This window comes from Streptomyces sp. NBC_01232 (assembly GCF_035989885.1).
Lineage (GTDB): Bacteria > Actinomycetota > Actinomycetes > Streptomycetales > Streptomycetaceae > Streptomyces.
Window position 1 is genome coordinate 1,851,972 of sequence record NZ_CP108518.1, and the last position, 22,479, is coordinate 1,874,450.

General features: G+C 72.1%; 22 protein-coding genes. 7 read left to right on the forward strand and 15 right to left on the reverse strand.

What is annotated here, in order from left to right; genetic code table 11:
* Positions 1 to 5 precede the first annotated feature (5 nt).
* The gene (locus OG444_RS08755; protein ID WP_327261615.1) at positions 6 to 593 is read right to left on the reverse strand and encodes a sigma-70 family RNA polymerase sigma factor; all 588 of its coding nucleotides are present in this window, start codon (positions 591 to 593) and stop codon (positions 6 to 8) included.
* A gap of 73 nt (positions 594 to 666) precedes the next feature.
* Positions 667 to 1,842: a glycerophosphodiester phosphodiesterase gene (locus tag OG444_RS08760; protein ID WP_327261616.1), complete on the reverse strand. Its 1,176-nt coding sequence runs from the start codon at positions 1,840 to 1,842 to the stop codon at positions 667 to 669.
* Positions 1,843 to 2,076: 234 nt separating this feature from the next.
* Here OG444_RS08760 and OG444_RS08765 point away from each other — a divergent pair, with 234 nt between their 5' ends.
* Positions 2,077 to 2,766, forward strand: coding sequence for a lysophospholipid acyltransferase family protein (locus OG444_RS08765; protein WP_327261617.1), 690 nt, complete (start codon positions 2,077 to 2,079; stop codon positions 2,764 to 2,766).
* A gap of 10 nt (positions 2,767 to 2,776) precedes the next feature.
* Here the strand turns inward: OG444_RS08765 and OG444_RS08770 are convergent, their stop codons facing one another.
* From OG444_RS08770 to OG444_RS08780, 3 genes are all read right to left on the reverse strand, one after another.
* Positions 2,777 to 4,252, reverse strand: coding sequence for a membrane-associated oxidoreductase (locus OG444_RS08770; RefSeq protein WP_327261618.1), 1,476 nt, complete (start codon positions 4,250 to 4,252; stop codon positions 2,777 to 2,779).
* A gap of 70 nt (positions 4,253 to 4,322) precedes the next feature.
* A complete protein-coding gene (locus tag OG444_RS08775) occupies positions 4,323 to 5,867 on the reverse strand; it encodes an MFS transporter (protein WP_327261619.1) in 1,545 nt (514 codons plus the stop codon).
* Positions 5,864 to 6,415: a TetR/AcrR family transcriptional regulator gene (locus OG444_RS08780; protein ID WP_327261620.1), complete on the reverse strand. Its 552-nt coding sequence runs from the start codon at positions 6,413 to 6,415 to the stop codon at positions 5,864 to 5,866. Before OG444_RS08780 ends, OG444_RS08775 begins: the two co-directional genes overlap by 4 nt.
* An 89-nt stretch (positions 6,416 to 6,504) precedes the next feature.
* On the opposite strand from OG444_RS08780, the gene OG444_RS08785 reads away from it, so the two are divergent.
* Together OG444_RS08785 and OG444_RS08790 are read left to right on the forward strand one after the other, a co-directional pair.
* Positions 6,505 to 7,038 (forward strand): HAD domain-containing protein, encoded by a 534-nt coding sequence (locus OG444_RS08785; RefSeq protein WP_327261621.1) that lies wholly within the window; start codon positions 6,505 to 6,507, stop codon positions 7,036 to 7,038.
* Between the two features lie 173 nt (positions 7,039 to 7,211).
* A complete protein-coding gene (locus OG444_RS08790; protein ID WP_327261622.1) occupies positions 7,212 to 7,631 on the forward strand; it encodes a hypothetical protein in 420 nt (139 codons plus the stop codon).
* 65 nt (positions 7,632 to 7,696) lie between these two features.
* Here OG444_RS08790 and argH read toward each other — a convergent pair whose 3' ends face one another.
* Positions 7,697 to 9,124, reverse strand: coding sequence for an argininosuccinate lyase (gene argH / locus OG444_RS08795; RefSeq protein ID WP_327261623.1), 1,428 nt, complete (start codon positions 9,122 to 9,124; stop codon positions 7,697 to 7,699).
* A 109-nt stretch (positions 9,125 to 9,233) separates the two neighbouring features.
* Positions 9,234 to 10,427: an argininosuccinate synthase gene (locus OG444_RS08800; protein ID WP_030723509.1), complete on the reverse strand. Its 1,194-nt coding sequence runs from the start codon at positions 10,425 to 10,427 to the stop codon at positions 9,234 to 9,236.
* Between the two features lie 185 nt (positions 10,428 to 10,612).
* Here OG444_RS08800 and OG444_RS08805 point away from each other — a divergent pair, with 185 nt between their 5' ends.
* From OG444_RS08805 to OG444_RS08815, 3 genes are read left to right on the forward strand one after another with little or no spacing between them, the layout of a single operon-like run.
* A complete protein-coding gene (locus OG444_RS08805; RefSeq protein WP_327261624.1) occupies positions 10,613 to 11,971 on the forward strand; it encodes a HEAT repeat domain-containing protein in 1,359 nt (452 codons plus the stop codon).
* A gap of 4 nt (positions 11,972 to 11,975) precedes the next feature.
* The gene (locus OG444_RS08810; protein ID WP_327261625.1) at positions 11,976 to 12,557 is read left to right on the forward strand and encodes a pyridoxamine 5'-phosphate oxidase family protein; all 582 of its coding nucleotides are present in this window, start codon (positions 11,976 to 11,978) and stop codon (positions 12,555 to 12,557) included.
* Between the two features lie 6 nt (positions 12,558 to 12,563).
* On the forward strand, positions 12,564 to 13,250 hold the full coding sequence (locus tag OG444_RS08815; protein WP_327266696.1) for a L,D-transpeptidase family protein: 687 nt from the start codon (positions 12,564 to 12,566) through the stop codon (positions 13,248 to 13,250).
* Here the strand turns inward: OG444_RS08815 and OG444_RS08820 are convergent.
* The 8 genes from OG444_RS08820 to OG444_RS08855 form a co-directional block, all read right to left on the reverse strand.
* Entirely contained in the window at positions 13,237 to 14,172 is a 936-nt protein-coding gene (locus OG444_RS08820; RefSeq protein ID WP_327261626.1) for a hypothetical protein, read from the reverse strand. The two genes, OG444_RS08815 and OG444_RS08820, sit on opposite strands and share 14 nt — an antisense overlap.
* Before the next feature lie 78 nt (positions 14,173 to 14,250).
* A complete protein-coding gene (locus OG444_RS08825; protein WP_030010023.1) occupies positions 14,251 to 14,787 on the reverse strand; it encodes an arginine repressor in 537 nt (178 codons plus the stop codon).
* A gap of 7 nt (positions 14,788 to 14,794) precedes the next feature.
* Positions 14,795 to 16,000 (reverse strand): acetylornithine transaminase, encoded by a 1,206-nt coding sequence (locus OG444_RS08830; RefSeq protein ID WP_327261627.1) that lies wholly within the window; start codon positions 15,998 to 16,000, stop codon positions 14,795 to 14,797.
* Entirely contained in the window at positions 15,997 to 16,944 is a 948-nt protein-coding gene (argB, locus tag OG444_RS08835; RefSeq protein ID WP_327261628.1) for an acetylglutamate kinase, read from the reverse strand. The genes OG444_RS08830 and argB overlap by 4 nt, the downstream gene beginning before the upstream one ends.
* A complete protein-coding gene (argJ, locus tag OG444_RS08840) occupies positions 16,941 to 18,113 on the reverse strand; it encodes a bifunctional glutamate N-acetyltransferase/amino-acid acetyltransferase ArgJ (RefSeq protein ID WP_327261629.1) in 1,173 nt (390 codons plus the stop codon). The genes argB and argJ overlap by 4 nt, the downstream gene beginning before the upstream one ends.
* Entirely contained in the window at positions 18,110 to 19,138 is a 1,029-nt protein-coding gene (argC, locus tag OG444_RS08845; protein WP_327261630.1) for an N-acetyl-gamma-glutamyl-phosphate reductase, read from the reverse strand. The genes argJ and argC overlap by 4 nt, the downstream gene beginning before the upstream one ends.
* Before the next feature lie 364 nt (positions 19,139 to 19,502).
* Positions 19,503 to 20,078 (reverse strand): histidine phosphatase family protein, encoded by a 576-nt coding sequence (locus OG444_RS08850; RefSeq protein ID WP_327261631.1) that lies wholly within the window; start codon positions 20,076 to 20,078, stop codon positions 19,503 to 19,505.
* 31 nt (positions 20,079 to 20,109) lie between these two features.
* A complete protein-coding gene (locus OG444_RS08855; RefSeq protein ID WP_327261632.1) occupies positions 20,110 to 21,555 on the reverse strand; it encodes an aminotransferase-like domain-containing protein in 1,446 nt (481 codons plus the stop codon).
* Here OG444_RS08855 and OG444_RS08860 point away from each other — a divergent pair.
* Entirely contained in the window at positions 21,554 to 22,459 is a 906-nt protein-coding gene (locus tag OG444_RS08860) for a DMT family transporter (protein ID WP_327261633.1), read from the forward strand. The genes OG444_RS08855 and OG444_RS08860 overlap by 2 nt on opposite strands.
* The last annotated feature ends 20 nt before the right edge of the window (positions 22,460 to 22,479 follow it).

The following is a 22,479-nucleotide window of genomic DNA, read 5'->3' on the forward strand; positions in this document are numbered from 1 at the left end:
ATGGTCTACCGCTCCTTTCCCCGCAGGCCAGGAGCCGCAACCTCTGCAGCCAGCATTCTGCGCAGACATCCCAGGCAACGGGAACGGACGGGCCCCAAACTTCCTTGTGAGATACCCAACTCTCCTGCGATTTCACGGTAGGTGAGGTCTCTGGGCGAAAGAAGTGCCTTCATCAGCTCGGGACAGCGTCCGGGCAACCGGGCGACCGCCGATCGGAGTGCGCGGTTGTCCTCGCCGTGCATGAGGGCGTCCTCCGGTTCGGCCCCGGCGGTCCCGCCGCCGGCCGGCGGGCCCCCGTCCACCGCGTGCCGGCGGCTGCCGTCCGCGGAATGACGGCGGGAGTCGTACGGGATCTCCCGCCTCGCCCGGCGCCGGGCGAGGCGCGCCTCCGCGCGGACCGCCCGGCGCAGCCACCGCGCCGGTTCCGCGGGCTCGGCCGGATCGGGAGCGAGGCGGCCGCTCTCCAGCAGCCTGACCCAGACGGCTTGTTCCAGGTCGGCCGCGTCCACTCCGGTCCCCGGAGCCTCCGCGGCCGCCTCGGCGGAGAGCAGCGGGCCGAGCTTGTCGAGGTAATCAGCCTTCAACAGGTCCATGCCGGGCGGGACGAGCGGGCCGGGCCGGGCGGTTTCCGTGCCGGGCCCGGCCCACTCGTACGGGAAGCGGCGCTCAGCGGTTGACGGGGCGTCGGCCCGGCCGGAACGCCTCGGCCGCGAGCAGTCCCGTGTCCGGGTTGTCGGTGAAGATCCCGTCGATGCCCTGTTCGAAGTAGGTACGGAAGGCGGCAAGGGCGTCCCCGTACGCGGCCGGGTCGGTGCCCTTGCGGTACTCGGCCGGCAGGAAGCTGTTCTCGTTGCGCGCGGTGTAGGGGTGCAGCAGCAGGCCGCGGGCGTGGGCGTCCTTCACCAGGGTGGTCGGCGCGCCGAGCCGGCCGTCCGCGTCCCGCGGCAGGATCAGGTCCATGGTCGGGCCGATGCCCTGGGCGAAGCCTGCGATCCATTTCAGGCCCTCGGGCTTGACCAGGTCCGCGACCGTGCGCGGGTCCTTGGCCAGTTCGAAGTCCCAGGGGCGGGTGCCGGCCGCCGAGAGCAGGACCACGCGGGGCGCGGAGACCAGCCGGGACAGGCGCTGGATGCTGGAGGGCTCGAAGGACTGGAGGAAGACGGCGGCGCCTCGGCCGTCGCGCCCGTAGCGGCGCAGCAGCTTGGCGAGGGGCTCCTCCAGGCCGAGGCCGAGGCTGCGGAAGTAGCTGGGGTGCTTGGTCTCGACGTGCAGCCACACGCGCCTGCCGCGACGCCTGCCCTCCTGGTCGGCCCAGCGCAGCACCTCTTCGAAGGTGGGAACGGCCCACTGGCCGTCGTAGAGCGTGTTGCGCTGGCGGACGGCGGGGATACGTTCCTTCGCGCGCAGGGTCTTCAGCTCGGCCAGGGTGAAGTCCTCGGTGAACCAGCCGGTGACCGAGACGCCGTCGACGGACTTGGTGGTGCGCCGGGAGGCGAACTCGGGATGCTCGGCGACGTCGGTGGTCCCGCCGATCTCGTTCTCGTGGCGGCAGACCAGCCGGCCGTCCCTGGTCGGGACCAGGTCCTGCTCGACGACGTCGGCACCCAGGTCGAGGGCGAGCTGATACGAGCCGATCGTGTGCTCCGGCCGGTAGCCGCTGGCTCCGCGATGGCCGATGACGGTCGGGTACGGGAGGTCCCGGTGGCCCCCGTCGCCGTGCCCGCCGCCCTGCGCGTCACCCGCGGCGGAGGCGGGTCCCGCCGTGAGTCCGGTGATGCCGGTCCCCGCCGCCAGGACGGCCGCTCCCAGGACCGTGCGCCGCGCTGCCCCACCCTGTGTCATGAGTGCCACTCCTCGTCGTGAACGCCGTGTCGCGGCCCGCGATCGGCGTGCCGATGGTAGGCAAAGGGGGGTGACTCAGGAGGGTGCGACAACGGCACATCCGGGGAACTTGGCGCAAACAAGCGTCAACAATGCGTATCCGACACGTGAACCCGATGTGCGCAGGAAGCCGACCCGCGAGTATCGTCCTCACCTGCGCTACCGCCGCCAGGTCGGTGCGCGAACCGCTTTTCGATGCCGGAGGGCCCCACGTTGTTCCGTACGAAGCTCATCAAAGCCACTGTCGGACCGGTCATGCGCATGATGTTCCGTACCCGCGTGGAGGGCATCGAGAACATCCCCGGCACGGGGCCGGTGATCCTCGCGGGCAACCACCTGACCTTCATCGACTCCATGATCCTGCCGCTGGTGTGCGACCGTACGGTCCACTTCATCGGCAAGGACGAGTACGTCACCGGCAAGGGGATCAAGGGCCGCGCCATGGCCTGGTTCTTCACCGGCTCCGGCATGATCCCCGTCGACCGTGACGGTGCGAACGGCGGTGTCGCGGCCCTGATGACCGGTCGCCGCATCCTCGAAGAGGGCAAGATCTTCGGGATCTACCCCGAGGGCACCCGCTCCCCCGACGGCCGTCTCTACCGGGGCCGCACCGGCATCGCCCGCCTGACCCTGATGACCGGCGCCCCCGTGGTCCCGTTCGCGATGATCGGCACCGACAAGCTCCAGCCCGGCGGCGCCGGCATGCCGCGTCCGGGCCGCGTCACCGTCCGCTTCGGCGAGCCGATGGAGTTCTCCCGCTACGAGGGCATGGACCGCGACCGCTACGTCCTGCGCGCCGTCACCGACTCGGTGATGGCCGAGGTGATGCGTCTTTCGGGCCAGGAGTACGTCGACATGTACGCCACCAAGGCCAAGGCCGCGTAGCCCAGCCCCGCTACTGACGCTGGAGTGACCGGCTGACGCCCGCCGCCGTGGTGGTGGCGAGGATCCAGCCGGTTACGATCAGCAGGTACGAGAGCCACTGGTGCAGGCCGCCCGGCGCGAAGGCCGCTTCCTGGCCGAAACTGACGATCGGCACGAGCAGGTCGATCGTGTAGAACACCGCGTTGAAGTCAGGTGCCTCCCCCGCCTTCAGCGCGCGCGGCGGGTCGATCCCGTACGCGACCGACCCGGTCATCAGTAAGGCCAGCAGCCATCCCGCCGCGCGCAGGGGCCGGAAGCCGTAGCCGACGGTCCCGTCCTGCAGCAGTCCCCACACCCGGGCGGCCCGGGGCAGCGTGTGGCGGTGCCTGCGCAGCTTCGCGAGCTGGACGGTCCGGGCGCCCGCCTCGTCGCCCGCCGTACGGTAGGCCGATGCCAGCTGCTCGTAGGCGTACGGGAGGTAGCCGGACTCCTCCCGCTCCAGGGCGGGCAGCCGCTGCTCGGCGGGCAGATGCGGGGCGAGGGCGCGGTAGGTCAGGCCGTCGATGGCGATCCGCTCGGGCCAGGCCTCCGGATCGATGTGCAGCAGGTCGATGGTGGACCGGCGCAGGTTCACGTCGCCCCGGACCGTGTCGCACCGGCGCAGCCACATCTCGCCAATGGCGCAGCTGGAGGCGCGCAGGGCGGTCCCGTCCGGGTTGGCCAGGTCGGCGCGGGTGAGGTTGGCCTGCCCGGGTATGCGGGAGCCGGTGAGGTTGACCATGCCGCGGGCCTTCATCCGGTGCGCGCGCAGGTCGGTGCCGACGGTCAGGTTCTCGGCGTGCAGGGCGATCCCGCCGGGGGCGAGCAGCCGGGCACGGTCGAGCTGGACCTGGCCGCCTACGGTGGCGCCGTTGAGGCGGAGCTGGCCGTGCACGGTCAGGTCGTTCGCGATGATGTCGGTGTCGACCTCGACGTGGTTGAGCTGGAGCGGCGGCTCGTCCGCCTCCTCGCCGCTCGTGGGGCCGATCACGGCCCCCTGGAGGAAGAGCCCGCCGGCTATTTTGGCGCCCTGCAGCCGCACGGGGCCGGCGATCCGGCAGCAGGAGAGCCGCAGGACCACCTCGACGCGCACCGTGGAGGCGGTCAGGCCGGGGAGCGTGGAGTAGCCGAGGACCAGGGCGCGCAGCTGGGCCCCGTAGATCAGGGGCTTGCGCTCGAACCAGCAGTCGCGCAGCCGGATGGGGTGGTCGATGACGGCGTAGCGCAGGTCGAGCTTGCCCACGATCTTCGCGCCCTTGACCTTGAGTCCGGGGATCCGGCCCTGCACGGTGGGGCAGGCTCCCAGCAGGATGGCCCGCAGCACCTCGGCCCGCAGGGTGCGCTCGGGCCCCCAGTCGGCTCCGTCGACGGAGCTGTCCTCGGGGGCGGCGCGGAAGTCGACCCCGTCGCCGCGCGGGAAGGCCTCCCAGACGCGGCGTTCCGCCGGGGTAAGATCGTTGATCTCCATCGCGGGGATGGTGTCCCGCAGTTCTGCGAACTGTCAACTCTGGCTGGAACACCACCCCTTCAGCGAGATCTCAGTGCTCGACGCCCTCCTGGAGCCGCTGGCCCTTCAGCAGGAACCAGGCGGCCACGGCGGTGGCCAGCAGCACGGCCGCGCCGACGCCGGAAGCGAGCCGCAGCCCGTCCACGAAGGCGTCCTGGGCGGCGCCGACCATCACCTGGGCGGTGTGCGGGTCGAGGGCCTTGGCGGCCTCGACGGCCCCGCCGAGGGATTCGTGCGCGGCGTCGGCCACCGGGCCCGCGACCGAGGCCGGGGCGGTGAAGCTCTGGTAGACGCCGGTGACGATGGAGCCGAGCAGGGCGATGCCGAGGGCGGCACCGAGTTCGTACGCCGTCTCGGAGACGGCGGAGGCCGAACCGGCCTGCTCCTTGGGCACGCTGGAGAGGATGACGTCGGCGGTGACGGTGAAGGAGAAGCCGGCGCCGAGGCCGACGACGAGCAGGGCGGCGCCGAGCAGCGGGTAGCCGCTCTCCTTGTGGATCACCGTCAGGACGGCGAGGGCCAGGCCGATGGCGCCGAGGCCGCCGGCCACGATGGACCGTACCGAGTACCGGCGGGCGTACCGGCCGGCGATCAGGCCGGTGACCACCGCGCCAATGGCGGCGGGCAGTTCGGCGAGCCCCGCCTCCAGCGGGTCGCGGCCCTGGACGAGCTGCAGGAACTGGGAGAGGAAAAAAACCAGTCCGGAGAGGCCGAAGACGGTCAGCAGGTCGGCGAGGACCGCGCCGGAGAAGCCGCGGTGCTTGAAGAGGCGCATGTCGAGCAGCGGGGACGGCAGGCTGAACTGGCGGCGTACGAAGGCGTACAGCGCGCCGACGCCGAGCGTCGCGGTGGCCGCGACCTCCCAGGTGATGCCGTGCGTGGCGACTTCCTTGACGGCGTAGACCACGCTGATCACGCCGATGAGGGAGAGACCGACGCTGACGAGGTCCCAGGGACCGGCGACCGGGTTCCTGGATTCGGGAAGGAGCTTGATTCCGACCACGACCAGGGCGATCATCACAGGGAGGTTGATCAGGAAGACCGAGCCCCACCAGAAGTGCTGGAGCAGCGCTCCGCCGACGACCGGGCCGACGGCCGCGCCGGCCGAGGCGGTGGCGCCCCAGATGCCGATCGCGAGGCTGCGCTCCTTCGGGTCGTGGAAGATGTTGCGGATCAGCGCGAGGGTGGACGGCATCAGGGTCGCACCGGCCACGCCCAGCAGGGCCCGTGCGACGATCATCATCTCGGGGCTGGTCGCGTAGGCGTTGAGCACGGACACGGCACCGAACGCGGCGGCGCCGGTGAGCAGGAGCTTCTTGCGGCCTATTCGGTCGCCGAGGCTGCCCATGGAGACCAGGAGTCCGGCGATGACGAAGGAGTAGATGTCGCCGATCCAGAGCAGCTGGGTGCCGGACGGCTTGAGGTCCTCGGAGAGTGCGGGGGTGGCGAGGCCGAGGACGGTGGCGTCGACGGCGACCAGCAGCACGGCGAGCACCAGCACGCCCAGGGCGAGCCAGCGGCCGCGGCTCTTGGCCTCCGTCCCGATCGGGCTCTTCAGCTGCTGGGTCGCGCTCATTTCTCCACACTCCGTCGTGCGCCACCGAGCAACAGCTCGATGATCATGTACTGGAAGTCCTTGGCGGCGACCCGGCCGTCCATCACGGCCCAGGCGCAGGTGCCGACGAGGCCGTAGAGGGCCTCGGTGAGCCATGCCGGGGTCAGGTCGATCCGGATGTCGCCCTCTTCCTGGCCGCGCCGGAAGAGCGCGCCGACGCGGGCGTCGAGCCGGGCCCATCCCTCGTTGACCTCGTCGCCCTCGAACAGCTGGTTCTCGGTGACGAGGAAGGCCAGCAGCTGGGCATTGGGCTCGGCCTCGGCGACGAGTCGCTTCAGCGCCTCCACCGCCGTGCCCTCGTCGAGACGGGCGTTGTCGAACGCCACCTCGAACTCCCGGATGCCGAGTTCTTCGAGTGCCCGTACGAGGGCGTCGCGTCCGGCGAAGTGCCGGTGGAGGGTCGCGCGCCCGATGCCGGCGGCGCGGGCGACCTCGTCCATCGTGGCGGTCGACTTGCGGGAAAGCAGGGCGGCCGCATCGCGGAGCACCTGGTCACGATCCATGGCCATGAGACAAGCATACCCCGAATGAGACGTCCATGTCTCATTCCAAGCGAAAATGAGCTGCCCGAGGGCCGCCGGAACGGAATCCTGCCGAGATGAAACCACTGCTGCTGATCGACGTCGACGGCCCGCTGAACCCCTACGCGGCCAAGGCCCAGCGCCGCCCCGAGGGGTACAGCACCCACCGGATGCGCCCGACGGGATGGACCGAGGCGGAGCAGGCCAGGCCGCTGCGGGTCTGGCTGAATCACGACCACGGCGCGGAGCTGCTCGCCCTCGCGGATGCCTATGAGCTGGTCTGGGCCACCACATGGAAGGACGAGGCGAACGACTGGATAGGGCCGCACCTGGGGCTGCCCAGACTGCCCTTCATCGACTGGCCGGCGATGCACGGCCGGGCGCCGCGCGGCACCTTCTGGAAGACCCAGTACATCCTCGAGTACGCGGGCGAGCGGCCCTTCGCGTGGATCGACGACGACATCACGGCCATGGACCGCGAGTACGTCGACCAGCGCCACCCGGCGCAGACCCTGCTGATGCGCATCGACGAACAGATCGGGCTGGTCCGCGCGGACTTCGACACTCTGGCCGCATGGGCCACACCGTCACCGAGCGACTACCTAAAGTGATTCGATCATCACTACCCGTGTTCACCGGGCTGATGCGAACTGTGATCATTTGGAGTGACTGCGCCCCAGGAGCCTTCCCCCGCCTGCCCCTGACCCGGGAGTCTGCTCTTCAGTGAGCCCTTACCCGGGGCGGGTTCACCTGCACGTATTCCGTCTTCGGCAGGGAGAGAACCATGAACGCATCACGGAAGCTGGTCATCGGGGCCGCTGCGCTGGCACTGACGGCCGGTGGCGTCGTCGCCGTGTCCTCGGCGTCGGCCGAGCCGAGGGAGGCCCGGCAGGCCGCGGCCGTCACCACGGCCTGGGCGAAGGTGGCCGCGAACGGACAGGTCCTCGGCGGGCAGGGCATCACCGGGCTCAACAAGTTCGGCATCGGCCGCTACAACATCACCACGTCGGGCAGCCTCAACGGGTGCGCCCTCCTCGGCACCATCAACACCAACGGCGGGAACGACCCCGGGCCGGGCAGCTCGTCCATCCTGGTCGGACAGGTGAACGGGAACACCCTCTTCATCCGCACGGCGACGCCGTCCCAGCCGGGCAGCGCCGCCGTGGACAGCGACCGGCCGTTCTCGGTCAACATCGTCTGCTGACAACCCGGCATGCCGGAGGGGCGGTGGGGGCCGACGGGCTCCCACCGCCCCTCCGGGCGGACCTGCTACTGCTTGTGGGCCGCCCAGGCATGCTGGATGACCAGATCGGCCTTCAGCTCGGTGAGCTGGACCGCGACCGCCGACGGGGCGGTGCCGCCGCGGCCGTTGCGCGAAGCCAGGGCGCCCTTGACGTTGAGGACGGTCCGGACCTCGGGGGTCAGGTGCTCCGAGATCTTGGCGAACTGTTCGTCCGTCAGCTGGTCGAGCTCGATGCCCTCGCCCTCGCAGACCTTGACGCACTCGCCGGCCACCTCGTGCGCCACCCGGAACGGCACACCCTGCTTGACCAGCCACTCCGCGATGTCGGTGGCGAGCGAGAAGCCCGCCGGGGCCAGCTCCTCCATCCGCTCCCGGTTGACCGTGAGCGTCGCCATCATGCCGGTGAAGGCCGGCAGCAGGACCTCGAGGGTGTCGCAGGAGTCGAAGACCGGCTCCTTGTCCTCCTGCAGGTCCCGGTTGTACGCCAGGGGCAGCGCCTTGAGGGTCGCGAGCAGGCCGGTCAGGTTGCCGATGAGGCGCCCCGACTTGCCGCGCGCCAACTCCGCGATGTCGGGGTTCTTCTTCTGCGGCATGATCGACGACCCGGTCGAGAAGGCGTCGTGCAGCGTCACGAAGGAGAACTCCTTCGTGTTCCAGATGATGATCTCCTCCGCGATCCGGGACAGGTTGATCCCGATCATCGCGGTGATGAAGGCGAACTCGGCGACGAAGTCGCGCGAGGCCGTGCCGTCGATCGAGTTGCCGACCGAGCCCCGCTCGAAGCCCAGGTCGGCGGCGACCTGCTCCGGGTCCAGGCCCAGCGAGGAGCCGGCCAGGGCGCCCGAGCCGTACGGGGAGACCGCGGTCCGGGTGTCCCACTGGCGCAGCCGCTCGGCGTCCCGGGACAGGGACTGCACGTGGGCGAGGACGTGGTGGGCGAAGAGCACCGGCTGCGCGTGCTGGAGGTGGGTCCGGCCCGGCATCGCCACGTCGTGGTGGGTCTCGGCGAGGTGGACCAGCGCGTCCTGGAGGTCCGCGATCAGGCCGCCGATGACCCGGCCGTGGTCGCGCAGGTACATCCGGAAGAGGGTGGCCACCTGGTCGTTGCGGGACCGGCCGGCACGGAGCTTGCCGCCGAGGTCGGGGCCGAGCCGCTCCAGCAGGCCGCGCTCCAGGGCGGTGTGCACGTCCTCGTCGGCGATCGTGCCGGTGAAGGAGCCGCTCGCCACGTCGGCCTCCAACTGGTCGAGCCCCGCGATCATGCGGTCGAGCTCTTCGGCCGTGAGCAGGCCGGCCTTGTGCAGCACGCGGGCGTGGGCGCGGGACCCCGCGATGTCGTACGGCGCGAGGCGCCAGTCGAAGTGGACCGACGCGGACAGCTTCGCGAGGGCCTCGGCGGGACCGTCGGCGAACCGGCCGCCCCAGAGCCGGACGTCACTCTTGTTGCTGCTCACAGCTACTGCTCCTCAAGACTGCATGGCTTTGACTGCCTGTAAGGCTTCGGATGTGCAACCGCCTCCCCGCCGCGGAGGTAACGGGGAGGCGGCCTGGACTGCTGGTCGGTCAGGCGAGGTCGCGGCGGGCCGCGATCTTCGAGGAGAGACCGAAGATCTCGATGAAGCCCTGGGCCTTGGACTGGTCGAAGGTGTCGCCCGAGTCGTAGGTCGCGAGGTTGAAGTCGTACAGCGACTCGTCCGACTTCCGGCCGGTGACGACGGCGCGGCCGCCGTGCAGGGTCATCCGGATGTCACCGGTGACGTGCTGGTTGGCCTCATTGATGAAGCCGTCCAGGGCCCGCTTGAGCGGGGAGAACCACAGGCCGTCGTAGACCATCTCGCCCCAGCGCTGCTCGACCTGCCGCTTGTAGCGGGCCAGCTCGCGCTCGACGGTGACGTTCTCCAGCTCCTGGTGTGCGGTGATCAGCGCGATCGCACCCGGAGCCTCGTACACCTCGCGGGACTTGATGCCCACGAGACGGTCCTCGACGATGTCGATCCGGCCGATGCCCTGGGCGCCGGCGCGGTCGTTGAGCTGCTGGATGGCCTGCAGCACGCTGACGGGCTTGCCGTCGATGGCGACCGGGACGCCCTCCTTGAAGGAGATGACGACCTCGTCGGCCTCGCGCGGCAGGGCCGGGTTCGAGGTGTATTCGTAGATGTCCTCGATCGGCGCGTTCCAGATGTCCTCCAGGAAGCCCGTCTCGACGGCGCGCCCGAAGACGTTCTGGTCGATGGAGTACGGGGACTTCTTGGTGGTCGCGATCGGGAGCTGCTTCTCCTCGCAGAAGGCGATCGCCTTGTCCCGGGTCATCGCGTAGTCGCGGACCGGGGCGATGCACTTGAGGTCGGGGGCGAGGGCGACGATGCCCGCCTCGAAGCGGACCTGGTCGTTGCCCTTGCCCGTGCAGCCGTGGGCGACGGTGGTGGCGCCGTGCTTCTTGGCGGCGGCGACGAGGTGCTTGACGATCGCCGGCCGGGAGAGCGCCGAGACCAGCGGGTACCGGTCCATGTAGAGGGCGTTCGCCTTGATCGCCGGGAGGCAGTACTCATTGGCGAACTCGTCGGAGGCGTCGGCGACCTCGGCCTCGACCGCACCGCAGTCGAGCGCGCGCTTGCGGATGACGTCCAGGTCCTCGCCGCCCTGGCCGACGTCCACGGCAACGGCGATGACCTCGGCGCCCGTCTCCTCGGCGATCCAGCCGATGGCGACGGAGGTGTCCAGGCCGCCCGAGTAGGCGAGTACGACGCGCTCGGTCACGGGTTTCTCCTTACGGTGCATTCAACGACAGGCATAACTATGCACTACTCCGTATGTTTCGTCAATCGACCTCGCGGCCGATCCCTGCGGAACTCCACGAATCCAGCTTGACCTGCGGATATATAGGAGGCGAGCCGGCAGCCCGATTGCCTACGATCAGCCTCGACCACCACTGGGAGGGACACATGGACACGGACGCGGAGACACCGCTCCCCTCTCCGGGGAGCCCGGCGGCCGAGTGGATCCCCTTCGATCACGCGGTCCGGCAGGACCGCTCCTGGTCGTGCACGAGCCCCCTCGAAACGCCGGAGGCCGTACGCCTGTGCCACGCCAGCGGCTGGATCCGCGAGGAGTCCCTCCGGGCGCCGATTGCGCCGCTGCTGGAGCTCGTCGCGATCCGGTGCGCGGACTGGGTGCCGGCCGTCCGGGAGCAGGCCCGGCGGGTCCTGGCCACGGCACTCGCGGACGACCCCGCCGCAACCGTGCTGCGGCTGACGCCGCTCGTCATGCGGCTGGGCCGGCGCGAGCAGGGCGCGTGGGCGCTGGAACGCCTCGAGGCCGCGCTGGACAGCGACCACGATCTCCTCGGCGCACTGCGCGCGAGCGCGGACCCGCTGACCCGCCGGTTCGCGGCGCGGCTGACCCTCGGCGCCGGGCTGCTGGGCGTACGGGAACGGGCCCGGCTGGCGGCCCGCGAACCGGATGCGGTGGCGGGCCGGCTGTGGACGGACGCGACACTCGCCGCGCTGGCCGCCGACGGACCGGACGACGAGGCGATCGACACCCTGCTCGGCGGGCGCGGCCCGATGGTCCGCGCCGCCGGGGTCACCGCCCTGCGCGGGGCCGGCCGGACCGCCGAGGCCGCAGGCCACCTCACCGACCGCTCCGGCATGGTCCGGGCCTGCGCCCGCTGGCTGGTCCGCCAGGGCGGCGGCGATCCGTACCCGCTGTGCCGCGAACTGCTGTCCGACCCCGCCCGCGTGACCCCGTACGCGGTGACCGGCTTCGCCGAGTGCGCCCGCCGCCAGGACGCGCCCCTGCTGCACGCGCTGCTGGAACACCCCGACGGCCGGGTACGGGCCGCGGCCGTCGGCGGGCTGCGCCTGCTGGACAGTACGGACATCGAGCTCCTGCGGCCGCTGCTGGACGACCCGTCACCCGCGGTGGCCCGCGAGGTCGCCCGGAGCCTCGGCGGCTCCGCGGGCCGGCTGCCCGTCGACTGGCTGACGGCCCGCATCGCGCCCGGACGGCCGCCGCACACCCGCCGGGCCGCCCACCGGCTGCTGTCCGCGCGGGGCGGGGTGGACTCACTGCGCGCCTCCGTGCAGCTGCTGACGGACGGGGACGCAGCCCTGCGGGCCGTCGCCGCGCAGCACGTCCGGAGCCTGTGGATCCCGTACCGGCAACCGGACCTGCCGGTCCGCGACCCGGAGGTCGGCGCCCTGCTGGACCGGTGCACGCACCTGTTCAGCGCCCCCGTCATGCGGCAGATGCGCGCCTCACTCGGGCTCCCGGCCGGGCGGGCCGCGGCGGACCGATACTGATCACATGGGAAAGCAACACGAACGAATAGACGGCCGGCTGCGCGCGTTCATCGAGGAGCAGCCGGTCTTCTTCACCGCGACCGCCCCGCTCTCGGGTGACGGTCACGTCAACCTGTCCCCCAAGGGACGCGCCGGAACCCTCGTCGTCATCGACGACCAGACCCTGGCCTACCTGGACTTCGGGGGCAGCGGCGCCGAGACCATCGCCCACGTCCGGGAGAACGGCCGGATCACGCTGATGTGGTGCGCGTTCTCCGGGCCGCCCAACATCGTGCGCATCCACGGCGAGGGCGAGGCGGTCTTCCGCGACGATCCCCGCTGGGGCGAACTGATCGCCCTGTTCGGCGAGGCCGACGGGCCGTCGGCGCGGGCGGTCATCCTGGTCCGCGCCCGCCGGATCTCCGATGTCTGCGGTTACGCCGTCCCCCTCATGGAGTACCAGGGCGAGCGGACTCTGCACGCGGAGTACTTCGGCCGCAAGAGCGACGAGGAGTTCGCCGCCTACTGCGAGAAGAAGGAATTCATCGGATCGAGCCTCGACGGCCTGCCTGCGCTGCCGCTGCCCCTTCCGCCACGTACGGTCTGACATGTGCTGCGTACCGCTCTTGTCACCGGCTCACTGATCGTCACGGCCCTGCTCCCGCAGGGCCCCCCGCCCCTGCCCGACCGTCTCGCCGACACCGGCGGCGGCAGTCAGCTGATCACCGCCGTCGCACCCTCGCCCGGATCCACGACCGGCCGGGTGATCTGGTGGGAGCGGTGGGCCGGGCGCTGGCACCAGTCCGGGAGTGCGCCCGCCCGCTTCGGGTCGGGCGGGCTCACGGACGGCGCGACCCGGGTCCAGGGCACCGGCACCACGCCCACCGGGCTGTACGAACTGCCCTACGCCTTCGGGATCCGGCGGGCACCGGGCGGAACGGACCACGACTACCGGCAGGTGACCGCCGATTCGTGGTGGTGCCAGGACAACGCCTCCGCGCACTACAACCGGTGGGTGGAGCCGCTGCCGGCGGACTGCGCGCCGGGCGAGGCCGAACACCTGGTGACCTACGAGAAGCAGTACGCGCACGCGCTGGTCATCGGCTTCAACTACGACCGGCCCGTGCGCGGCCGGGGCGCCGGGATCTTCCTGCACGTCAACGGCAAGGGCGCGACCGCCGGTTGCGTGTCCGTGCCCGAGCGGGCCATGCGGGCGATCCTGCGCTGGGCGGACCCGCGCCGCCGTCCGCACATCGCGATCGGCACGGAGGAGGGGCCGCTCGCCGTCACCCGCTACTAGGCCGTCCCGGGGCCCCGGGCTCGTCCTCGTCGGCGGCCCGGTACTCGTACGCGTCCTCCCACCAGACCTTGTCGTCCAGCCACTCGTCGTCCTCGTCGTCTTCGTCCTCGTCGTCTTCGTCTTCGTCTTCGTCGACGTCCTCTTCGACGACCCGGTCGGCGCCGCGCCACCTGCCGTGGTCTTCGCTGCTCCGCAGGACGTGGGACCGCTGCTGTTCGTCCAGCGCCGCGAAGGCCGGGTGCGGCTCGGCGCGGATCAGGTCGCCCAGCGGGTCGCCGCACTCCGTACGCGCCCGGACCACCCTGCCGGCCTTCTCGGCCAGCAGCAGCGCCGAGAGACCGAGGGCGGCCACCACGGCGCAGGCCCATTCCCGCAGACCGTGCGGGCGACCGGTCACCAGCAGCGCGCTCGCGAGGAGCCAGAACAACATCACCAGGGCGATGCCCACACAAGTGCAGCAGGCCAGGAAGGTGTTCCCCCGGCCGTCGGGCATCCGCGGCAGCTCGGGCAGCAGGGCCTCCCGTTCGCTCCGGTACGCGCTGCGACGCTGCAGGTACTCCTCGTCGCTCCAGTCGATCCAGCCGGTCGACACGGGCTCGGGATCGTGCCGGCGTACGGCGTCCAACAGGGCGGCGGGCAGCGGGTGGGCGGGGGCCCGGGCCCGGTCGCGGCCCTGCTCGGTCAGGAACGCGGCACCCTCTTCGTCGATCCGGAGGTACCCGGCGAGGACGAGTTCGGCGGCGGCCGCCTCGGTCGCCTCGCGCCGCAACAGGGCCATGTGGTACGGCTCCAGCTCGACGGCGGCGACGAGCCGGAGCGTCCGGCCGCGGACCCGCGCGCGGCGCCACCACAGCAGGGCGATGGGCCCGTAGACGGCGGCGGTCACGGCGGACACCAGTACGGCGAGGGCGAGTTGGCGCACGCCTGAGGCTACGCCGGAGAACGCCGCCGCGGCACCGGGATTTCCGCCGCCCCGGACCTCTCAGCCGACCCGTCCCGCTCAGCTCTCCTTCTGCGCCAGCCTCAGCAGGTGGTCGGCGAGGGCCTGGCCGCCCGCCGGGTCCCTGCTGATCAGCATCAGGGTGTCGTCGCCGGCGATCGTGCCGAGGATCGCGCGGAGCTCGGCCTGGTCGATCGCCGAGGCGAGGAACTGCGCCGCACCCGGCGGGGTGCGCAGGACCACGAGGTTCGCGGAGGCTTCCGCCGAGATCAGCAGCTCCCCGGAGAGGCGCCGCATGCGCTCCTCCTTCGCGGACTCGCCGAGCGGAGCCTGCGGGGTGCGGAAACCGCCCTCGCTGGGTACCGCGTAGATCAGCTCGCCGCCGGTGTTGCGGATCTTCACCGCGCCCAGCTCGTCGAGGTCGCGCGAGAGCGTCGCCTGGGTGACGCTCAGCCCGTCGTCGGCCAGCAGCTTGGCCAGCTGGCTCTGGGAGCGGACCGGCTGCCGGTTGAGGATGTCCACGATCCGGCGGTGACGCGCTGTGCGGGTCTGCGGGACGGCCTGGCCGCCCTGCTCGTTGTCCTGCGCCTGACTCATCGTCGTCTCATTCTCCGGATCCGTCCCCGCCTGCTGCGTCGAGGATGCCGGGCAGGGCCCGGACGAACGCGTCCGCCTCGGCCTCGGTGAGTACGTACGGGGGCATGAGCCGTACGACGTCGGGGGCGGGCGCGTTGACCAGGAAACCGGCATCCTGAGCCGCCTGCTGCACCTGGGCGGCGAGCGGCTCGGTCAGCACGATACCCAGCAGCAGACCCGAGCCCCGGACGTGGGAGACCAGGGCGTGGCCCGTGCCCTCGATCCCGGAGCGCAGGCGCTCGCCGCGGGCTTTGACCCGGTCGAGCAGCCCGCCCGAGGCGACGGTGTCGATGACGGCGAGCCCGGCGGCGCAGGCGACGGGGTTCCCGCCGAAGGTCGTGCCGTGCTGGCCCGGCTGGAGCAGGTCGGCCACGGGGCCGAAGGCGACGACAGCGCCGATGGGCAGCCCGCCGCCCAGCCCCTTGGCGAGGGTGACGATGTCGGGCTCGACGTCCTCGTGGGCCTGGTGCTCGAACCACTGGCCGCACCGGCCGATGCCGGTCTGGACCTCGTCGAGGACGAGCAGGGTGCCGGTGGCGCGGGTGATCTCGCGGGCGGCCGTCAGGTACCCGGCGGGGGGCACGACGACGCCGTTCTCGCCCTGGATGGGCTCGATGACCACGAGCGCGGTCTCCTCGGTGACGGCGGCCCGCAGGGCCTCGACGTCACCGAACGGGACGTGCGTGACGTCGCCCGGCAGCGGCCGGAAGGGCTCCTGCTTCTTCGGCTGTCCGGTGAGTGCGAGGGCGCCCATGGTCCGGCCGTGGAAGCCGCCGTCGGTGGCGACCATGTGGGTCCGCCCGGTCAGCCGGCCGATCTTGAAGGCGGCCTCGATGGACTCGGCGCCGGAGTTGCAGAAGAAGACCTTGCCGGGGCGGCCGAAGAGCTGGAGCAGCCGCTCGCCGAGCGCGACGACCGGCTCGGAGATGAAGAGGTTGGAGACGTGGCCGAGCGTGGAGATCTGCTCGGTCACGGCCGCGACGATCGCCGGGTGGGCGTGCCCGAGGGCGTTGACCGCGATGCCGCCGACGAAGTCGGTGTACTGCTTGCCGTCGGCGTCCCAGACCTGGGCGCCGTCGCCGCGTACGAGCGCGACCGCGGGGGTGCCGTAGTTGTTGGCCAGCGCCCCCTGCCAGCGAGCGCCGTACTCCTGGTTGCCGGTGCCCTTCGTCATTCCGTTCCCCCTGACTGGTGGTCGGGCACGACCATCGTGCCGATGCCGGAGTCGGTGAAGATCTCCAGCAGGATCGAGTGCTGGACCCTGCCGTCGAGCACGCGGGCGGTGTTCACGCCGTTGCGGACGGCGTGCAGGCAGCCCTCCATCTTGGGCACCATGCCGCTGGAGAGCTCGGGCAGCAGCTTCTCCAGCTCGCTGACGGTGAGCTTGCTGATGACCTCGTCGCTGTGCGGCCAGTCGGCGTACAGGCCTTCGACGTCGGTGAGGACCATCAGCGTCTCGGCGCCCAGGGCGGCGGCGAGGGCCGCGGCCGCCGTGTCGGCGTTGACGTTGTAGACGTGGTGGTCGTCGGCGCTGCCCGCGATGGAGGAGATGACCGGGATCCGGCCGTCCGCCAGCAGGGCCTCGATCGCGCCGGTGTCGATGGAGGTGATCTCCCCGACCCGGCCGATGTCGATGCTCTCGCCGCCGATCTGCGGGCTGTGCTTGGTCGCGATGATGGTGCGGGCGTCCTCGCCGGTCATGCCGACGGCGAGCGGTCCGTGCTGGTTGAGCAGCCCGACCAGCTCGCGCTGGACATGGCCCGCCAGGACCATCCGTACGACGTCCATGGCCTCCGGGGTCGTGACGCGCAGCCCCGCCTTGAACTCGCTGACCAGGCCCTGCTTGTCGAGCTGGGCGTTGATCTGCGGGCCGCCGCCGTGCACGACGACCGGCTTGAGGCCGGCCTGGCGCAGGAAGACCACGTCCTGGGCGAAGGCTGCCTTGAGGTCCTCGTCGATCATGGCGTTGCCGCCGAACTTGATGACGACGATCTTGCCGTTGTGGCGGGTGAGCCACGGCAGGGCCTCGATGAGGATCTGCGCCTTGGGCAGGGCGGTGTGCTTGCGGGCGGTGGTACCGCCGGCGGTGCCGGGCTGGCCGGCCTTCTCGTCGCTCATGAGGAGTACGCGCTGTTCTCGTGGACGTAGTCGGCGGTCAGGTCGTTGGCCCAGATGACGGCCGATTCGCTGCCGTTGGACAGGTCGGCGGTGATGCGGACCTCGCGGTCCTTCATCGAGACCAGGTCGCGGTCCTCGCCGACGGAGCCGTTCCGGCAGACCCAGACGCCGTTGATGGCGACGTTCAGCCGGTCCGGGTCGAAGCCCGCCTTGGTGGTGCCGATCGCGGAGAGCACCCGGCCCCAGTTCGGGTCCTCGCCGTGGATGGCGCACTTGAGCAGGTTGTTGCGGGCGATGGAGCGGCCGACCTCGACCGCGTCGTCCTCGCTGGCCGCGCCGATGACCTCGATGCGGATGTCCTTGCTGGCGCCCTCGGCGTCGCCGATCAGCTGGCGGGCCAGGTCGTCGCAGACCTTGCGCACGGCCTCGGCGAAGTCCTCGTACGCCGGCACCTGGCCGGAGGCGCCGGAGGCGAGCAGCAGCACCGTGTCGTTGGTGGACATGCAGCCGTCGGAGTCGACCCGGTCGAAGGTGGTGCGGGTGGCGGCGCGCAGCGCCTTGTCGAGGGTGGCGCTGTCCAGGTCGGCGTCGGTGGTGATGACGACGAGCATGGTGGCAAGGCCCGGGGCGAGCATGCCCGCGCCCTTGGCCATGCCTCCGACGGTCCAGCCGCCCTGGGAGACGGTGGCCGTCTTGTGCACGGTGTCGGTGGTCTTGATGGCGATGGCGGCGGCCTCGCCACCGTCCGCGGCGAGGGCGGCGGCCGCGGTCTCGATGCCGGGGAGCAGCTTGTCCATGGGGAGCAGGACGCCGATCAGGCCGGTGGACGCGACGGCGATCTCGCCGGCGTTGAACTCGGATCCCGACGCGAGCCCGTTGAGGACGTCGGCGACCTTCTCCGCGGTGGCGTGGGTGTCCTGGAACCCCTTGGGGCCGGTGCAGGCATTGGCGCCGCCGGAGTTGAGGACGACCGCGCTGACGGCGGCGCCGCGCAGGACCTGCTCGGACCAGTGCACGGGGGCGGCCTTGACGCGGTTGGAGGTGAAGACGCCCGCGGCGGCCAGACGCGGCCCGTTGTTGACCACCAGGGCCAGGTCGGGGTTGCCGTTGGCCTTGATCCCGGCGGCGATGCCGGCTGCCGTGAATCCCTGTGCTGCCGTGACGCTCACGGTGCGACTCCGATCGTCGAAAGACCCAGGCTCTCGTGAAGCCCCAGGGCGATGTTCATGCTCTGCACCGCGCCGCCGGCGGTGCCCTTGGTCAGGTTGTCGATGGCGCTGACGACGATGATCCGCCGGGCGGACTCGTCGTAGGCCACCTGGACGTGGACGGCGTTGGAACCGTGAACGGATTTGGTGGACGGCATCCGGCCCTCGGGCAGCAGGTGGACGAAGGGCTCGTCCGCGTACGCCTTCTCGTAGGCGGCACGCAGCGATTCGGCGGTGGTGCCGGGGAGCGCCTTGGCCGAGCACGTGGCGAGGATGCCGCGTGCCATGGGCACGAGGGTGGGGGTGAAGGAGACGCTGACGCGCTCTCCCGCGAGCGGGCTCAGGTTCTGCACCATCTCGGGCGTGTGGCGGTGTCCGCCGCCCACGCCGTACGGGGTCACGGAGCCCATGACCTCGGCGCCGAGCAGGTGGGGCTTGAGTGCCTTGCCCGCGCCGGAGGTGCCGGTGGCGGCGACGATCACGGCCTCGGGCTCGGCGAAGCCGCCCTGGTAGGCGGGGAAGAGGGCGAGGGAGACGGCGGTGGGGAAGCAGCCGGGGACGGCGATGCGCCGGGTCCCGGTCAGTGCCTCGCGGGCGCCGGGCAGTTCGGGGAGGCCGTAGGGCCAGGTGCCGGCGTGCGGGGCGCCGTAGAAGGCGTCCCAGTCGGCGGAGTCCTTGAGCCGGTGGTCGGCGCCCATGTCGACGACGAGGACGTCCTCGCCGAGCTGGGCGGCGACGGCGGCGGACTGGCCGTGCGGGAGGGCGAGGAAGACGACGTCGTGGCCGGCGAGGACCTCGGGGGTGGTCGCCTCCAGGGTGCGTCCCGCGAGCGGCACGAGGTGGGGTTGGAGGGAGCCGAGGAGCTGCCCGGCGTTGGAGTTGCCGGTCAGGGCTCCGATCTCCACCTCGGGGTGCGAGAGCAGGAGGCGCAGGACTTCACCGCCCGCGTACCCGCTCGCTCCGGCCACCGCTGCACGTACCACCATCGGACCCTCCTCATCGATGGCATGACTATACGTACTTACGCACGTTTATGCAATGTCTTCGATTCCTGGGAGGGGGTCCCTCCGAAGTGTCCCGTGTCCGGTGCCTCCAGGAAGATGTCTAGCAGGAAAGGCCCGGCCGCGGCGGCGATTCCGCCGGTAGCGTCGGGCGCGGCCGCGACGGCCGGGCCGGTGGCGGGCCGGTCCCCGCGGGGCACGGTACGACCGCTCGGACGCCGCGCCCCGGGCCAGAGGGTGCCCGACCCATGCGTTCGGCTCCACATGGACCGCATAGCCCCGCTCCGGCGGCTCGGCCGCCATCCGCGGGCACATCCCCCCGGGAGGGTCCCCGACCCTCACCACCGGATCACGCAGGGGCCTGCAGGCAGAGGTGCCAGCGGCCGGACCAGCCCGTCAGGGTCATCGTGGACAGCGGTCGGACGTCGACGTTCCAGTAGGTCAGCGGGGGCGCCTTCAGCGCGTAGACCAGGGCCGCCCGGACCACCGAGGGCTCGGCAACCGCCACGATCGCGCCCCCGTCGTCGGCGGGCCTGGTGTCGAGCCAGTCGCCGATCCGGGAGATGAAGGCGAGCAGGGACTCACCGCCGTGCGGGGCGGAGCGCGGGTCGCTGAGCCACAGGTCCACCGCCCCCGGCTCGTGGGCGGTCACCTCGGACAGGGTCAGGCCCCGCCAGCGGCCCATGTCGCACTCGCGCAGCGCGGGCTGCGCGAGGGGCGCGTACCCGAGGGCCTCGCCCGTGGCACGGCTGCGCGGGGTCGGCGAGCAGTAGCGCAGCCCGGCCGAGCCCAGGGGCACGAGGCCCTGCGCGGCGGACTCCACCGACCGCCAGCCGGCTCCGTCCAGCGGGCGGTCGTCGTCGAAGCGCTCGGCGAGCAGCGAGGAACTACGGGCTGCGGCGACAAGCGAAACCCGAACATGCATGCGGCGATGGTGATCCGCCTGCCGCGTGCGGTCAAGCGTCCGGACCGAGACCTTCGGCCGGACCGGCCCGCAGCCGCCGGACCGCCTCCACCAGTTCGCCGGGGCCGGCGACCCCGGCGAAGCTCAGCCGGACGTGCGGGCCCGGCGGTTCCGCGCAGAAGTACGGGCGGCCCGGGGCCACCGCCACCCCGGCGCGCAGGGCCGCCGCGGCGAAGGCCGCGTCGTCGCCGCCTCCGGCCGGCCGGACCCACAACTGGTATCCGCCGGAGGGCAGATGCGGCAGTTCCAGGGCGGGCAGTTCACGGCGCAGGGCGCCCGCGAGCACGTCGCGCCGGTGACGCAGCTCGGCGGCGACCGTCCGCAGGTGACGCGGCCAGGCGGGAGCGCCGACCAGTTCCAGGGCGGCCTCCTGGAGGGGCCGGGGGACGAAGAAGCTGTCCACGATCTGGATGGCGCGCAGGCGGTCGACCACCGGGCCGCGGGCGGCCAGGGCTCCGACCCGCAGGCTGGGCGAGGTGGATTTGGTCAGCGACCGGACGTGCACCACCACCCCGTCCGTGTCCTCGGCGGCCAGCGTCGCCGGCAGCGGACCGGCGTCCTCGTGGGCCAGGGCCCGGGCGTAGTCGTCCTCGACCACGAAGGCCCCGGCGGCCCGCGCGATGCGCAGCACCTCGGTCCGGCGCCCCGGAGCCAGTACCGCACCGGTCGGGTTCTGGAACAGCGGCTGGCATACGAAGACCCGCGCCCCGGTCGCCTCGAAGGCGGCGGCGAGCAGCTCCGGCCGGACCCCCTCGGCGTCCACCGGTACCGGCACGGGCCGGCAGCCGGAGGCCCGGGCAATGGCGAGCAGCCCGGGGTAGGTCGGGGACTCGACCAGGATCGGCGCACCGGGCGGGGCGAGCGCCCGCAGGGCGGTGGCCAGCGCGCTCTGACCGCCCGCGGTGACCAGCACGTCGGCGGCGACGAGCGAGCCGCCGATCTCCCGGGCGAACCAGTCGCGCAGCTCGGGCAGCCCCTCCAGGGGCGGCCGCCCCCAGGCGCCGGGCCGCCGCCCGGCCCGGGCCAGGGCGGCCGCCATGGCCCGCTCGGGCTGGAGGGAGGGGTGCAGGTAGCCGCCGTTGAGCTCGATCACCCCGGGCGGCGGGGCGGCCAGCGAGCCGAGCACTCCGGTGGCGTCGACGGAGCGCGGCACGATCTCCCCGGCCCCCTCGGCGCTGAGGGCGACCTCCTGCCAGGAGGTGTCCCCGGCCGCGGGGGCCGCCGTACGGGGCGCGGCACGGAAGACCCCCGCGCCGGGCCGGGTGACGACGAGGCCCTCGGCGGCGAGCTGGGCGAGGGCCCGGGAGACGGTGACGGGACTGACCCGGTAGCGCTCCACAAGGGCGCGACTCGACGGCAGCTTTCCACCTGTCGAGTAGCGGTTGAGCTCGGACCGCAGGGATTCAGCCAGCTCCGCCACACTGCTACGCTCATACATGACAGCACAGAATAGCGCTACTCTCCCGACCACGATAGCGGTCAAGAACCCGGTGCGCCGGGGGACCGCCCTCGCCATGCTCGGCGTCGTCGCCTTCTCGCTGACCTTCCCCGCCACCGCATGGGGACTGGAGAGCTTCGGTCCGTGGTCGCTCGTCGCGCTGCGCAGTGTCCTCGCCGCCGCCATAGCCGGCGTCTTCCTGCTGGCCCGCCGGGTCCCGCTGCCCGCCCGCGAGCACTGGGCGGGGCTCGCCGTCGTCGCCGCCGGAGTGGTCGTCGGCTTCCCGATGCTCACCACCCTCGCGTTGACCACCTCCACGACCTCGCACGCCGCCGTGGTCGTCGGCCTCCTGCCGCTCACCACCGCCGCGCTGTCCGCGCTGCGCACCGGGGCCCGCCCCTCGCGCGCCTTCTGGGCCGCGGCCCTCGCCGGGGCCACGGTCGTGCTGGGCTTCACGCTCGCGCAGAGCGGCGGCGCCCTGTCCGCGGGCGACGCCTACCTGTTCGCCGCCCTGCTCGTGTGTGCCGCCGGGTACACCGAGGGCGGCCGCCTGGCCCGGATGCTGCCCGGCTGGCAGGTGATCGGCTGGGCACTGGTCCTGTGCCTGCCGCTCAGCCTGGCCGGTTCCGCGGCCGGGCTCGCGTACGAGCCGGTGCACCTGACCGGCCACGGGCTGGCCGGGCTGGTCTGGGCGGCGGCCGGCTCCACCTTCCTCGGCCTGTACGTCTGGTACCGGGGCATGGCCGAGATCGGGGCTCCGCGGGCCAGCCAGCTCCAGCTCGCCCAGCCGCTGCTCACCCTCGTCTGGTCGGTGGCCCTGCTGGGCGAGCACCTCTCCCCCGCCGCACCGGCCGCCGCCTGCGCGGTCCTCGTCTGCATCGCGGTCACCCAACGGGTCAAATAGCCGCACTCCGTCCTAAACTG